The following is a 15,416-nucleotide window of genomic DNA, read 5'->3' as shown; positions in this document are numbered from 1 at the left end:
CAGCTCCTCGAGCTTGCGCTCGCGGATCATGCTCGAGCCGGCCGCTTCCTGCACCGCCGCCGTGAATTGCTCCGGCAGCGCTGTCCGGTGCTCGCCGGCGCTGCTCTGGATGCGCAGCTGCATCGGGATGCCGCGATACATCTGCACCAGGACATGAGCCTCGCCAAAGGTCCGCTCGCCAGCCCCTCCGGCCTCGGCCGCTCCGCCGTCCGCTTCGCCGCCATGCAGCAGAGCCCGCGCGGCCTCGAGGATCGGCTGCCAGTCGCGGTTGGGCTTGCGGTCGAGGGCGATGAAGTCGGCCGTGCGGAACAGACTTCGCACACCTTCGATGGCGAGCAGGCTTCGCAACAGCTCGGGCGCTTCCTCGGCCTGTGCCGTTGTATACGTATAACGCTGCTGAGAGGGCAGCTTTTCGTCAACATTCAATTTCATCGAGTTGGGACTGGGCGTCGGTTCTATCGAGATGAGCTTCATCTATGATCATACCTCCTGATACGTAGAGATGGCTTATAACCTTAAGTTTACCCGATTCGTCCCCGGAATGCGAACCCCTGTCCCGCTGCTCGTTTCATTCGTTTCCGAGTCACTTTTTGCGGGTAATTTGCGTAAAATGTGTCTCTCTTGTTATTCTAAATGGAGACATCCAAAGTGAGGAGATGACGGTTTGCGAAGACTGCGATTTCAGAATTCAGATCCCGTACAAACCGCCAAAACCATGGCACAGTTCAAACGCTGGCGCCAAGAGCGTCAACGCAAGGTTAAACATAAAGATTATTCCTATGTCGTACCCAATACAGCGCCTGACCTGACTTATATCGATCATAACGGGACGGAGCCCTCGGTCACCTGGATCGGCCACTCGACGTTCCTGATCCAGCACTCGGGACTTAATATCGTCACCGATCCGGTGTGGGCGGCCAAGATGGCAATGAACAAACGGATGGCCCCGCCGGGGATCGAGATTACCGACATGCCGCCAATCGATATTGTGCTCGTCTCGCACTCGCATTATGACCACCTCAACATCGCATCGCTGCGCCGGCTGACGGGCTCCAAGCTGCTGCTCGTCCCGGCCGGGCTGCGCGCCAAGCTGCGGCTCAAGGGCTTCATGCGCGTCAAGGAGTTCCACTGGTGGGAATCGATCACTGTTCGAGGCGTGCGCTTCACCTTCGTGCCCTCCCAGCATTCGACCCGTCGCACGCCGTGGGACATGAACAAGTCGCATTGGGGCGGCTGGATCATCGAGCCTGATCCGGAGGCAGCCAAGTCCGCGCGGGAGGATAAACGCCAGCAGGCGGCGATCTCGGCGCTGGCTGTCGCTAAGAGCGAGCAGATCGAGGCGGCCCCGTCCGATTCGCCGCAGCGACCGATCGTCGGCGACAAGCCGGTGCTGTATTTTGCCGGGGACAGCGGCTACTTCCGTGGCTTCGAGGAGATCGGCAAGCGGTTCGCGATCGATGTGACGCTGATGCCGATCGGCGCGTATGAGCCGGAGTGGTTTATGGCGCCGCAGCATGTCTGCCCGGAGGAAGCGCTGCAGGCGTTCCTCGATACCGGCGCGCGGTGGTTCGTGCCGATGCACTACAGCTCCTTCAAGCTGGCGGACGATACGCCGCGCGAGGCGCTGGACCGACTGGAGAAGGGGCGCTGCCAGCTGAGCATCGACGAGGAGCGACTGGTGCTGCTCTCGCATGGCGAGACATGGCGGTTGTCGGGACGATAATGTGAAGGCAAGCTTGCGTGACCTTGAACGTCGCGCCAGTCCTGCAGCGATGCAGCACTGGGCGACGTTTTTTATTGATACGCTCGATACTCCGCCTTGGGCATCCCGCCTGATTGTAGTAATCTATAGCTAATGAGCAAGCTGCCTAAGCTTGACGTCGAACGGATTAAGAGGGGGAGACTAGCGAATGACATCATCCTACTGCAAGGTGCTGATCGTCGATGACGAGCAGTTGATTCGCCAGGGGATCAAATACTTTATGAACTGGGAGCAAGAGGGCTTCCAGATCGTAGGCGAGGCGGCCAACGGGCAGGAGGCGTTGGAGAAGATCGCCGAGCTGCGGCCGCATATCGTCATCACGGATATCGTTATGCCGCTGATGGACGGCGAGGAGCTGACCAGGCAGATCAAGCTCCGCTACCCGGAGACGGAGGTCGTCATCCTTAGCAGCTTCGGCGAATTCGACTATGTGCGATCGACCTTCCAGAGCGGCGTCGCCGACTATATCCTCAAGCCCAAGCTGGACATGCAGCATCTGCTCACCGTGCTCAAGATGGCGGCGGAGCGCGTCCCGTCGCTCCAGGCGCCGCCGAGCTCGGACGGCCCCGGCTTGCCCTTGGAGGCGATGTTGGAGCGGCTTATGACCGGCTACGAGACGACGGCGGCGGAGCTGACCCGCGCTGCTGATTGTCTGCCGCATCCATCCTACTGCCTGGCTGGCGTGAGGCTGCCCGGCGGGACGGAGCGGCCGAGCATGGACAGCGAGGGGGCCCAGCCGCTGCTGCTCTCGGTGACGGAGCGGATGCTGCCCGGCGCGCGTGTCGTCGCCCTGCCGACCGCTGAGCCCGTACTGGCCGCGCTGGTGAACATCCCCGAGGNNGACTCGAGCGGCTAGGCGCGGTGTACCGCGAGGAGCTGCAGCGGCTGCTGGGCTATGCCTTTTATTTCCCTGGACAAGCTGTCCTCTCGGCACATGAACTGCCGGAGCCGCCCGCGCGCCGGGAGCCGTTCCATCTGAACCGCTTTGCCGATGAGTTCAAGCGCGAGCGATTCGCGGCCGCCTTCGACTATCTGCAGGAGCATGTGCAAGCGATGGCGGACGACTACAAGACGGATGTGTTCGAGTACAAGACGTTCCTGGGCAATCTGATCTTCAATATCACGGTCATGCTCGGCAATATGGAGTATGAGGTGCAGGAGCTGGAGAAGCGCAAATACGCCTTCTTCAAGGAAATCGAGGATGCGCGCTTCGCTGACGAGGCGGCGGCTTGCCTGAACCGCTTCGTCGCCGATGCCCGCAAGGTGATCGAGGCGCGAGCGGCGTCGAGCGGCAATGCGAATATGAAACGGCTGCTGCAGTATATGGAGGAGCATTATGCCGAGCCGCTCAGCCTGACCGAGCTGGCCCGTCATTTTCACTTCAATCCGTCTTACCTCTCGTCCTTCTTCAGCTCGCATAATGACGAAGGCTTCGTCGATTACCTGCAGCGGTTGCGCATCGACAAGGCGGCAGAGCTGTTGCGGCACGGCGAGACGACGATCTCGGAGATCGGAGCGAGGGTGGGCTTCGCCGATCACAGCTATTTTACCAAAGTGTTCAAAAAGCACACCGGCCTGTCCCCGAGTCGGTATCGTCGACAATATCTCGGGGAGGAGAAAGAAGGATAACGATGTGGCGGCTATTCGATCGATTTAAATATAACGGCTTGTTCGTCAAAATGTTCCTCATCATGGTCGTCAGCATCGTCGCGGTTGCGATTACCGTCACGTGGACGACGATCAGCATGTCCGAGCGCGTCTTTATGAACACCTTTAGCCTCACCAACTCCAAAATTATCGGCCAGATCGAGGCGGCGATGGATACGTACAACTATTCGGTCATCCTGACCGCCAACGGCATCTCGCAAAGCGGCATTACGCGCAACTTCCTCACGCAAGAGGAGGAAGGCTCGCTGGCCCAGAACAACAGCTATTATAGGATGGGACGGCTGTTCAGCCAGATCAGCACCGGTCTGGAGGCGTATGAGGTGGGGATCTATATTACTGGCACCAATGGTCGGAGCTATGCGACCGAGCGCACCTTCTGGCCAATCACGGATCGCGAGCTGCGGGAGCACCCGGCGACGAAGCGCGCGCTCGATGAGCCGCGTCGACTGATCTATCAGTACGACGATCCGCGTCGGCCCGGGATCGTGGACAGCGAGCCGGCGGTTATCGCGACCAAGGCGATCGTCGAGCGCTCGAGCGGCTCGGCCTATGGCGTCATCTACTTTTCGATGCTCGAGAAGGAATTCCGCCGTTTCTACTCCAGCTTCACCACGCCGGGCAATGATGTCGCGATCATGGGCTCGGACGGCACCGTCATCTCCTCCAACCGCGAGGAGTGGCTGGGGCTGCGGCAGTCGGACTGGCTGACGTATGCGCTCCAGATGCAGGAGGAGGGCGAGCCGTTCCTCGAGGTCGATATCGACGGCCGCGACAGCATCGTGGTTGCCAATTACAATCCTGCGATGAATCTGTATATCCTCAATATGATCGACAAGCAAATCGCGCTCGGCCAGTTCGTCGACTCCGACACGATCATCCTGTGGGTGATCGCGATCGTCGCGGCGGCGCTCATCATCGTCTTCCTCATCTCGCGGCGGCTGACACGCTCCCTCTCGCTGCTCGTCAAGCAGATCTCGACGATCTCCAAGTACGAGTTCGATCATCACGTCAGCGCGACCGGCAGCTACGAGACGAGACAGTTGGCCAACGCCTTTAATGCGATGATGGACGAGTTGCAGGATTATGTCGGGCAGTTGGTGCATACCCAAAAGCGGCAGCGCAATGCCGAGCTGTCGGCGCTGCAGCAGCAGATCAACCCGCATTTCCTCTACAATACGCTCGCCTCCGTCAAGTTCATGGTCCAGCAGGGCAGCAAGGAAAAGGCGGCAGAGACGATCAACGCGCTCATCTCGCTGCTTCAAAATGCGATCGGCAATATGAACGAAACGGTCACGGTCAGCCAGGAGATGGCCAATCTGCGCAACTATGTGTTCATCAACCATGTACGCTATGGCGAGCGCATCAAGGTCAACTACTTCATCTCGCCCGACTGCATGGGCTACCTGATGCCGAAGCTGATGATCCAGCCGTTCATCGAAAATGCCTTCTTCCACGGCTTTAACCGCAAGTCGGAGGGGCATATCTACATCATGGTGTCCCGCGACGGCGATGCACTGCTGTGCGAGATCGTCGATAATGGCGATGGCATGGTGCTTGATGGGGATAGTCGCTTGCCGGCATCGCGGGGCAAACGTCAGCAATTCAGCGGCATCGGCGTGCGAAACGTCCATGAGCGAATCCGGCTGCTGTATGGGGAAGGGTACGGCGTCGTCATCTCCAGCGAGATCGGCGAGGGAACGAAGGTGCGGATCCGGATTCCGCTGCTCGAGGTGTAAAGATATTACCAACTTCCAAAGATCGTACCACTGCATAAAGGCTCAAGACCAAAATCCATAATAATCTGACCAAAGCTGGCAAAGATAATCCTAACCTAAGCCAAACTGCCGATGCTAAAATGAGGGTCAGTAGGCGGGAAACGCTTACAGGAAAGATATACAAATGGAGGTCTTGACATGAAAAAACTTCTTGCCTTGCTGCTCGCTACGATGCTGATCGTATCGGCTTGCTCGTCCGGCGACAAAAAAAATGAAGGCGCTGGGGAAGGCGGCGGCGCTGCTGCCACTGACAAGCTCGTCGTCTGGGCATGGGACGCCAACTTTAACGTCAAAGCGATGAACCTGGCCAAGGAAGCCTACGGCGGCGATACGGAAATCCAGATCATCGAAAACGCGCAAGACGATATCGTCCAGCGTCTGAACACCGGCATGAGCTCCGGCACGAATCGCGGACTGCCGAACATCGTCCTGATCGAGGATTATCGGGCACAGAGCTTCCTGCAAGCTTACCCGGATATGTTCTACCCGATCACAGACAGCTTCAAGGCATCGGACTTCGCCGACTATAAGCTGGGACCGACGAGTGTAGACGGCAAGCAATACGGTCTGCCGTTCGACTCCGGCGTGGCGGGACTGTTCGTCCGTACCGACTATCTGGAGCAGGCAGGCTACACGATCGACGATCTGCAGAACATCACCTGGGATCAATACATCGAGATCGGCGCCAAGGTGAAGGAAGCGACAGGCAAGGACTGGATCTCGCTTGATCCGAACGACCTGGGCATCCTCCGCATGATGATCCAGTCGGCAGGCTCCTGGTACGTCAAGGAGGACGGCAAGACGCCCGATCTGAAGGACAATGCGCCGCTCAAGGAAGCCTTTGAAGTGTACAAAAAAATGATGGACGCCAACATCGTCCGCATCCACTCCGACTGGAGCCAATACGTAGCCAACTACAACAGCGGCGATGTCGCCTCCGTACCAATCGGCAACTGGTTCACCTCCTCGATCATGGCGGCCGAAGACCAGGCGGGCAAATGGGCAGTCGCGCCGATGCCGAAGCTGTCGCAAAATGAATCGGTCCATGCAACGAACCTGGGCGGCAGCTCCTGGTATGTGCTGAACATCGACGGCAAGGAAAAAGCAGCCGAGTTCCTGGGCGCTACCTTCGGCTCTAATGTCGACCTGTACCAAAAGCTCGTCACCGAAATTTCCGCCATCGGCACCTACAAGCCGGCTGCAGAAGGCGAAGCTTATAAAAGCGCGAACGACTTCTTCGGCGGTCAACATCTCGTCTCAGACTTTGCAACCTGGACAACCGAGATTCCGAACGTCAACTACGGCATGAACACGTACGCGATCGAGGATCTGCTCGTCGTCGAGATGCAGAGCTACCTGGGCGGCAAAGCTGTCGACCAGGCATTGGCTGACGCGCAATCGCAGGCGGAGACACAGATTAAATAAGAGCTGGCAGTAGACATAAAAACGCACGCCGCTTCCTCCCGGCCGACTGAAGTCGGTCGGGACGAGAGGCAGGCTTGGCCAAGCTGTGGATGGGATGCGCGACGCGGTCGCAGGGGATGCGAACGGTCGACAACGGTGTGAGAGAGGCGAACAACATGAACATAAAAGCAAGAACAAATGCCGTCAGCTGGTCGTTTATCGCCTTGGCGGTCCTTATGATATGCATTTTCTATTTCTATCCGATGATTCGGGCGCTGCTGCTGTCTTTTCAGTCGGGGACGGGCACCAACCTCTCGTTTGTCGGATTGGAAAACTACCAGCGACTGTTGACGGACGCGACATTCAAGACAGCGCTGTTTAATACGTTTATCTATTTGCTCATTCAAGTGCCGGTCATGATTATACTGGCTATTTTTATTTCCGTGCTGCTGAATGATCCGAAGCTGAAGTTCAAAGGCTTCTTCCGCACAGCGATCTTCCTGCCGGCGGTTACTTCGCTCGTTGCCTATTCGATTATTTTCAAGTATCTGTTCGCAGGCGACGGCCTCGTCAACAGCTTGCTGCTCAATCTGCATATTATCCAGACGCCGATCCAATGGATCACCGATCCGTTCTGGGCGAAGATTACGATCATCATCGCGATTACATGGCGGTGGACCGGTTACAACATGATTTTCTACTTATCTGCGCTGCAGAACATCGATCATTCGATCTATGAAGCGGCGCGCATCGACGGCGCCAACGCGTTTACCCAATTTACGAAAATTACGGTTCCTTTGCTGAAGCCGATTATATTGTTCACCTCGATCACTTCGACGATCGGGACGCTGCAGCTGTTCGACGAGGTCATGAACATTACGCAGGGCGGACCGGGCAATGCGACGATGTCGCTGTCCCAGTACATCTATTATCTGTCGTTCCGCTATACGCCTGACTTCGGGTACGCAGCGACCGTCTCGTATGCGATCGTCATCCTGATCGTCATCTTCTCGGTAATTCAGTTCAGATTGGCAGGTGACCGCAAATGATGGCCAAAATCAAACGTATCGCGACCTATATCTTCCTGAGCGGCGCAGCGGCGATCTCGATCTTCCCGTTCCTGTGGATGATCATCAGCTCGACCAACCGCTCCGTCGACGTCACGCAGGGCAAGCTGCTGCCTGGCAGCGCGCTTGGAGACAATCTGAGCAAAGCGTTCAGCACGATCGATATCGTGCCGGCGCTCTGGAACTCGGCGCAAATCTCGATCCTGACGACGCTGCTGGCGATGCTCATCTCGTCGCTGGCAGGCTACGGCTTCGAGATCTTCCGTAGCCGGGCCAAGGACATCGTCTTCAGCATCCTATTGCTGTCGATGATGATTCCGTTCGCCGCGCTGATGGTGCCGCTGTACCGGATGTTCGGGACGATCTCGCAGACTGCGCCGTTCATCGGCATCGATACGATCAGCTCGGTCATCCTGCCGACGATGGTGACGGCGTTCCTTATCTTCTTCTTCCGCCAGAGCACCAAGATGTTCCCCAAGGACATGCTCGAGGCTGGCCGGATCGACGGCCTGAGCGAGCTTGGCGTATTCTTCCGCATCTATGTGCCGACGATGCGCACGACGTATGCGGCGGCGGCGATTATCACGTTCATGTCGAGCTGGAACAACTATCTGTGGCCGCTCGTCGTCCTGCAATCGCCGGAGAAGCGAACAATCCCGTTGCTCATCTCCAACCTCGGCTCCAGCTACTCGCCGGATTACGGGGTGATCATGACTGTCATCCTGATCGCCACCTTGCCAACGGCGATTGTATTCTTCCTGATGCAAAAGCATTTCGTAGCGGGGATGACGGGCTCGGTCAAATAACAGCTTAGATGGAGGAGAAACCGATGACGACGACTGTACCTACTCTGGAGTGGCTAAGCGATCCGGCGGTGTTCGCGGTCAACCGCGTGCCGGCCCACTCCGATCATACCTACTATCGCACCCGCAATGACGCGGAGCGCCGGGGAGAGATGCCGATGCGGCATGCGCTGAACGGCGCTTGGTCGTTTGCCTACTCGGCGAACCCTGCCGCGCGCCCCGCCGAGTTTTACCGCGAGGACTACAGCACAGCGGGCTGGGGCTCGATCCAGGTGCCAGGCCATATCCAGCTGCAGGGCTACGCGCAGCCGCAATATGTCAATACGATGTACCCGTGGGACGGCCGCGAGGAGCTGCGTCCGCCGCACATCTCAGAGGAGCACAATCCGGTCGGCAGCTATGTCCGGCATTTCCGTCTGCCGTCGGAGCTGGCTGGCGCAGGGCGGGTGTTTATCTCGTTCCAGGGTGTGGAGACGGCCTTCTATGTGTGGCTGAACGGCCAGTTCGTCGGCTATGGCGAGGACAGCTTCACCCCGTCGGACTTCGAGCTGACCCCCTACCTGCGCGAAGGCGACAACAAGCTGGCCGTCGAGGTGTATCAGCGCAGCACTGGCAGCTGGTTGGAGGACCAGGACTTCTGGCGGTTCTCCGGCATCTTCCGCGACGTCTATCTATACACCGTACCGGAGCTGCATGCGTTCGATCTCGATGTGCGGCCGCAGCTCGACGCCTCGCTGACTCAGGGGACGCTGCAGGTCGGATTGACGCTGCTGGAGGCTGCCTCGGCCGGGACGCAGGCTACTCTCTCGCTGCGCGATAAGGGCGGCGTCGAGGTCGCTAACGCGTCCTTGCCGCTACAGACAGGGGAGCGGCAGGCGCAGGCGATGCTGTCAGTCTCCCGGCCTGAGCTGTGGAGCGCCGAGCGTCCTTATCTGTACGATCTGTATATCGAGCTGCAGGATGCGGACGGCCGGTGCGTCGAAGCGATCCCGCAGCGCGTCGGCTTCCGCCGCTTCGAGATGGTGGACCGGGTGATGCGGATCAACGGCGAGCGCATCGTCTTCAAGGGCGTCAACCGTCATGAGTTCAATCCGCGCAGCGGCCGCAGCATCTCCCGCGAGGACATGCTGTGGGATATCCGCACGCTCAAGCAGAACAACATCAATGCCGTCCGCACCTCGCATTATCCGAATCAGACGCTCTGGTACGAGCTGTGCGACGAATACGGCATCTATGTCATCGACGAGATGAATCTGGAGACGCATGGCTCGTGGCAGAAGATGGGCGCTGTCGAGCCATCCTGGAACATCCCGCGCAGCGATCCGCAGTGGCAGGACATCGTCCTCGACCGCGCCGTCTCGATGTACGAGCGGGACAAAAACCATCCGTCGATCCTCATCTGGTCGCTCGGCAACGAGTCGTACGTCGGCGACGTGCTGCTGGAGACGGCCCGTTACTTCCGGCGGCAGGACGATAGCCGGCTCGTCCACTACGAGGGCGTCTTCTACGACCGCGCCTATACCGAGTGCAGCGACATGGAGAGCCGGATGTACGCCAAGCCTGCGGATATCATCGCCTATCTGGAGGCGAATCCGGACAAACCGTATATCAGCTGCGAATACATGCACGCCATGGGCAACTCGCTCGGCGGCATGCGCCATTATACCGATCTGGAGTCGCGGTATCCGCTGTACCAGGGCGGCTTCATCTGGGATTATATCGACCAGTCGCTCTACCGCAAGGACCGCTACGGACAGGAGTTCCTCGCCTATGGCGGCGACTTCGACGACCGGCCGACCGACTACGGCTTCTGCACCAACGGCATCGTCTACGCCGATCGTACCGTCTCTCCGAAGATGCAGGACGTCAAGTTCCTGTACCAGAACATCAAGCTGACGCCATCGCGCGAGGGCGTAACGGTACGCAACGACAGCCTGTTCACGTCGACGGAGCAGTACGACCTGCTGCTCGTGCTGCGCCGCGAGGGCGTGGAGATCGAGCGCCGGACGCTGCGGGTCGCGGTGCCGCCACTCTCCGAGCAGACCGTGGAAGTCGGTTCGCTGACGGAAGGAGCGGCAGCGCCGGGAGAATATACGATCGACGCGGCCTTTGTGCTGCGGGAGTCGACGTTGTGGGCGCAGGCGGGCCACGAGGTGGCGTTCGGCCAGTATGTGTTCCGTACGACACCGAGCGGCAGCGCTCCATTGTCGTCCTGGCCGACCGACTTCGCGCCGCTCCAGGTCGCCGAGGGCGACGTTTACGTCGGCGTGCGGGGCGAGGGCTTCAGCGCGATGTTCTCCCGACAAGGGCTTGGGCTGACCTCGCTGCGGTACGGCGACCGCGAGCTGATCGCCGCGCCGCCGGCGCCGCTGTTCTGGCGGGCGACGACGGACAATGACCGCGGCTACGCCCAAGGCTACGACGCCGCGCTCTGGTATGCGGCCAGCCTCTCGCGCAAGCTGGAGGACTTCGCCTGGGAAGCAGCGGAGGACGGCAGCCGCGCAACCTTCTCTTATCGCTATGCGCTGGCGATCCATGCCGATCTGGAGGTTACGGTAGCCTACACGGTGACACCGGATGGCCGGATTCGCGTGGATAGCCGGTATCGGGGAGCGGCAGGGCTGCCGCGCTTGCCGATCTTCGCGCTGTCGTGGAAGGTCCCGGCCGATTATGGCCGACTCTTCTGGTACGCGCTCGGACCGGAGGAGAACTACGTCGACCGCGCCGAGGGCGCGCGGCTCGGCTTGTTCGAGGGGACGGTGCAGGGCAATGTCGCGGGCTATCTGATGCCGCAAGAGTCCGGCAACCGGACCGGCGTGCGCCGCGTCAGCGTGCTCGACGAGGCCGGGCGAGGCTTGCGTATCGCAGCCGCACCGGACGGCGCGCCGCTGGAGTGCAATGTCTCGCCGTATACTGCCTTCGAGCTGGAGCATGCGCAGCATCGCTACGAGCTGCCGCCGGTCCATTACTCTGTTATCACAGTAGCTGGTCGTCAGATGGGCATCGGCGGCGATGACAGCTGGGGCGCGCCGGTCCATGACGAGTACCTCATCCCGAGCGAAGGCGAGCTCGCCTTCAGCTTCGTGATCGGCCGCGAGGGGCTGTAGAGGGGGGCGGCTGTCGCTTAAGAGAGTCCCCGTCCAGTCTGACAATTTATAAGGCATGAGCCTCTAGTAAGCTACCATAGTCCCCCGTTGCGATGTTGCGCAGACGGGGGACTTTTGTCGAACGAAAGTTTCTTGCGCTACAGCGCGGAATCGCGCCGCTGCTTGTGCTCGAACGAAAGTTTCTTTGTGTAAAGCGCAACAGAAGTCGGGATTTGTTGAGGTTTGTTCTCTCGCCCTTTCTGCCCTTGCAGGCCCGGCCTTCCGCTACCGCCGTGGCCCACCGCCCCACCATCTGCAAACGCTTCAAAAAAACTGCATAAAGTGCTCTCAAAGTATGGCATAATAGCGCGGACAAGCGTATACTGTTAGGCAGAATGTGACCAAGGGGGAGCTAGTTACATGACAACAGGAAAAGTCCGGATCGGTATGATCGGCGCCGGCGCGATCGGCGATGTCCATATGAATGTATTCAAGCGGGTGCCGGAGGCGGAGATGGTGGCGGTCACCGACGCGTATCTGCCGATGGCTCAAGAGAAAGCCAAGGTACACGGTATCGAGCGCGTGCACGACAATCCGCAGGCGCTGCTCGAGGACAGCGAGATCGATGCGGTCATCATCGGCGTGCCGAACCAGTATCACGCGCCGCTGGCGATCGAAGCATTGAAGAATGGCAAGCATGTGCTGCTCGAGAAGCCGATGGCGATCGACGCCGAGTCGGCGCGCACGATCGTTGAGGCGATGGAGGCCTCCGGCAAAATCCTCATGATGGCGCATCAGATGCGCTGGACCGGACTGGCGCGCGCGTTCAAGCAGCATATCGAGAAGGGCGACCTGGGCCGTATCTACCACGGCAAGACCGGCTGGTTCCGCAAAAAAGGCATCCCCGGCTGGGGCTCGTGGTTTACGCGCAAAGACCAGGCGGGCGGCGGTCCGCTCATCGATATCGGCGTTCACATGCTGGACCTGTCGCTCTATCTGATGGGCAATCCGCGTCCAGTGTCCGTCTACGGTGCGACCTATGCCGAGTTCGGACCGAAGAAGCGCGGCATCGGCACATGGGGCACGCCGAACTGGGACGGCTATTACGACGTGGAGGACCTGGCGACGGCGCTCATCAAGATGGACAACGGTTCGACGCTCTCGCTCGAGGTAAGCTGGGCGGCGCATGCTGCGGGACTCGGGCAGGAGCCGTTCATCCATCTCATGGGGACGGAGGCCGGCGGCTCGATCGTCGGCGACAAAGGTACGCTCGTGACGCATGCCTTCGATCAGGTCGTTGAGGCCGAGATCAAGCATCTGGGCGGAGAGGATGACCGGACGATGATGAGCAAGCATTTCGTCTCCTGCATCCTCGAGAACAAGGAGCCGATCTCCTCGGCGCTGTCCGGTTATACCAATAACCGCATCCTTGGCGCGATCTACGAATCGTGCAAGACCGGCAACGAGATTAAGCTGAATTGGTAGAGGGAATACAGTCGATATACCGTGACCGCGTAAGCTTGGGCTGCGCGGTTTTTTGAGCTTTACGCGTGAGATGGCACTCAGAGTGCTGATCAGGTATAAAAACTGACGGTAATATCATAGAGAAGGAGCTGAACGAATGTTCGAACAGGCAGAAATAGAGCCGATGGGCGAGCGGGCAGTCATCGTCCGGCTGGGGGCTGGCGTTGATGAGCTTACGCACCGTCGTGTCAGGCAGTTGGCCGAGCGGCTCGAAGCACAGCCATTCGCAGGGATGATCGAGGTCATCCCGGCATTCGACACGGTGACGATCGTCTATGACCCGTTGGCGATCTACCTGAACGCGAGAAGAAGCGCTCCTGATCAGGACGGAGAGCTGAGCACGCCGTATGCGATTGTCGAGTCTCGTCTGCGGGAGGTGCTCGGCAGGCTTCGAGACGGAGAGACGCCAGTTGCTCGACTGCTACAGATACCGGTCTGTTACGGCGGCCCGTTCGGCGAGGATCTGGCTCATGTCGCCGAGCGGAACGGATTGTCGCCGGAGGAGGTGATCGCGATTCATGCCGGGACGGAGTATGTCGTCTATATGCTGGGCTTCGCGCCGGGATTCCCTTATCTGGGCGGGATGGATGGGCGGATCGCCGCGCCGCGACGTGCGACGCCGCGCCTGACGATCCCGCCGGGATCGGTCGGCATCGCAGGCGAGCAGACGGGCATCTATCCGATCGGCACGCCTGGCGGTTGGCAGCTGATCGGACGTACGCCGCTCCGGCTGTTCGTCTCCGAGCAAGATCCGCCGACCTTGCTGCGAGCCGGCGATCGACTGCGATTCGTGCCGATCACGCCTGAGCAATATGCCGAGTGGGAGGAGGGAGCTCGTGACCATTAAAGTGATCAAGCCCGGCATGCTGTCGCAGCTGCAGGATGGGGGCCGTTATGGCTACCAGCAGTACGGCGTCATCGTGAGCGGAGCGATGGATAGCTGGGCGCATCAGGCAGCAAGTCTGCTCGTCGGCAATGACGGGGAGGCGACGCTGGAGATGACGATGCTCGGTCCGACGCTGTTCTTCGAGGAGGAAGCGCTGATCGCTATATGCGGCGGCGATCTGCAGGCTCGCATCGGTGACGAGCCGCTGCCGATGTGGCGGCCGATAGTCGTGCCGGAAGGCTCGACGCTCGTCTTTGGTGCGGCGCAGGTTGGCTGCCGGGCTTATCTGGCGGTGGCGGGCGGATTCGACGTACCGCAGGTGATGGGCAGCTATGCGACGTATGCGCGAGCCGGGATCGGTGGATACGACGGCCGGGCGCTGCGTGCCGGTGATCGTCTGGCGTGCAAGCCGCCTTCAGCCGTAGGCGCGCGCATGTTGGAGCGGCTGCGAGCGACAGCGGACGGAGCCGCGCCGTTCACGGCGGCACGCTGGTCGCTCTCGCGCGAGATGATTCCCGCCTACGCCGAGCATCCCGAGATTCGGATCATGGCAGGCCCGCAGCTGTTGTTGCTCGACGAGGAGAGTCAGCGGGCGTTGCTTACGGAGACCTATCGGATATCGCCGCAGTCCGACCGGATGGGCTATCGGCTGGAGGGCGCGCCGCTGCGGTTAACTGCGCCGCTGGACATGCTGTCCGAGCCGGTGGCCTTCGGTACGGTCCAGGTTCCACCGGATGGCCAGCTGATCGTACTGATGGCGGACCGCCAGACGACGGGCGGCTATCCCAAGGCGGCGCAGGTCGTCTCCGCCGATCTGCCCTTGCTCGCGCAGGCGCGGGCAGGCAGCGAGATATCGTTCCGTATGGTCGATCTGCAGGAAGCGCAGGAGTCGCTGCTGCTCATGGAGCTGAGTCTGGGCGCAGCCCGGCAGCGCATCCGGGTGTTCGTTGAGGACTAGGAGGAGAAGAGAGATGAAGACAGTCGACTTGAATTGCGATATGGGAGAGAGCTTCGGCGCGTATCGGCTGGGGCGGGATGAGGAGCTGCTCGACTGCGTCACCTCGGCGAATATTGCCTGCGGCTTCCATGCTGGCGATCCCGGGACGATGCGCCGTACAGTCGGGCTGGCGCTGGAACGCGGGGTCGCCATCGGCGCGCATCCCGGCCTGCAGGACCTCGTCGGCTTTGGCCGCCGCCGCATGGATATCTCGCCGCAGGAGGCCTATGACCTCGTCGTCTACCAGGTCGGCGCGCTCTGGGGCTTCGTCCGCGCTGCGGGCGGCCAGCTGCAGCATGTGAAGCCGCATGGTGAGCTATACAATATGGCGGCGCGAGATGCTGCGCTGGCCGAAGCGATCGCCGAGGCGGTGTACCGGATCGATCCCGCTCTGGCGCTGTACGGACTGGCGGGCAGCGAGCTTGTGGCGGCAGGGCGCAAGGT

General features: G+C 60.2%; 11 protein-coding genes and 2 pseudogenes. 12 read left to right on the top strand and 1 reads right to left on the bottom strand.

All coding sequences use genetic code 11. The features are described from left to right. The coding region (locus tag PA598K_RS38030) for a virulence factor (protein WP_260405465.1) at positions 1-474 on the bottom strand (474 nt) is incomplete at its 3' end. A 190-nt stretch (positions 475-664) separates the two neighbouring features. Here PA598K_RS38030 and PA598K_RS17415 point away from each other — a divergent pair. From PA598K_RS17415 to pxpA, 12 genes and pseudogenes are all read left to right on the top strand, one after another. After that, positions 665-1,723: an MBL fold metallo-hydrolase gene (locus PA598K_RS17415; protein ID WP_128658193.1), complete on the top strand. Its 1,059-nt coding sequence runs from the start codon at positions 665-667 to the stop codon at positions 1,721-1,723. Between the two features lie 187 nt (positions 1,724-1,910). Continuing rightward, positions 1,911-2,601, top strand: a pseudogene (locus tag PA598K_RS38025) (response regulator); the annotation flags it as partial. Between the two features lie 2 nt (positions 2,602-2,603). Continuing rightward, positions 2,604-3,391: helix-turn-helix transcriptional regulator (locus tag PA598K_RS38020; RefSeq protein WP_260405464.1), on the top strand; the 788-nt coding region annotated here is incomplete at its 5' end. Positions 3,392-3,393: 2 nt separating this feature from the next. Further along, positions 3,394-5,166, top strand: a complete 1,773-nt coding sequence (locus tag PA598K_RS17405) for a cache domain-containing sensor histidine kinase (protein ID WP_128658192.1) — start codon at positions 3,394-3,396, stop codon at positions 5,164-5,166. Positions 5,167-5,343: 177 nt separating this feature from the next. Further along, on the top strand, positions 5,344-6,630 hold the full coding sequence (locus PA598K_RS17400; RefSeq protein WP_128658191.1) for an extracellular solute-binding protein: 1,287 nt from the start codon (positions 5,344-5,346) through the stop codon (positions 6,628-6,630). 155 nt (positions 6,631-6,785) lie between these two features. Continuing rightward, positions 6,786-7,658 carry a carbohydrate ABC transporter permease gene (locus PA598K_RS17395; protein ID WP_128658190.1) on the top strand — a complete coding sequence of 291 codons (873 nt, stop codon included), beginning with the start codon at positions 6,786-6,788 and terminating at the stop codon, positions 7,656-7,658. Then, complete coding sequence (locus PA598K_RS17390; RefSeq protein WP_128658263.1) at positions 7,658-8,482, top strand: carbohydrate ABC transporter permease; 825 nt, start codon at positions 7,658-7,660, stop codon at positions 8,480-8,482. The genes PA598K_RS17395 and PA598K_RS17390 overlap by 1 nt, the downstream gene beginning before the upstream one ends. A gap of 23 nt (positions 8,483-8,505) precedes the next feature. Further along, a complete protein-coding gene (locus PA598K_RS17385; protein WP_128658189.1) occupies positions 8,506-11,586 on the top strand; it encodes a glycoside hydrolase family 2 TIM barrel-domain containing protein in 3,081 nt (1,026 codons plus the stop codon). Between the two features lie 399 nt (positions 11,587-11,985). Next, positions 11,986-13,050, top strand: a complete 1,065-nt coding sequence (locus tag PA598K_RS17380) for a Gfo/Idh/MocA family protein (protein WP_128658188.1) — start codon at positions 11,986-11,988, stop codon at positions 13,048-13,050. 136 nt (positions 13,051-13,186) lie between these two features. Beyond that, complete coding sequence (gene pxpB / locus PA598K_RS17375; protein ID WP_128658187.1) at positions 13,187-13,936, top strand: 5-oxoprolinase subunit PxpB; 750 nt, start codon at positions 13,187-13,189, stop codon at positions 13,934-13,936. Further along, positions 13,926-14,933 carry a 5-oxoprolinase subunit C family protein gene (locus tag PA598K_RS17370; protein WP_128658186.1) on the top strand — a complete coding sequence of 336 codons (1,008 nt, stop codon included), beginning with the start codon at positions 13,926-13,928 and terminating at the stop codon, positions 14,931-14,933. The genes pxpB and PA598K_RS17370 overlap by 11 nt, the downstream gene beginning before the upstream one ends. 13 nt (positions 14,934-14,946) lie before the next feature. Continuing rightward, positions 14,947-15,416, top strand: a pseudogene (pxpA, locus tag PA598K_RS17365) (5-oxoprolinase subunit PxpA); the annotation flags it as partial.

It is taken from the genome of Paenibacillus sp. 598K (assembly GCF_003851045.1).
In the GTDB taxonomy this organism is placed as follows: Bacteria; Bacillota; Bacilli; order Paenibacillales; family Paenibacillaceae; genus Paenibacillus_D.
The sequence above is the reverse complement of the archived record's forward strand: the minus strand, read 5'-3'. Positions and strand labels throughout refer to the sequence as shown.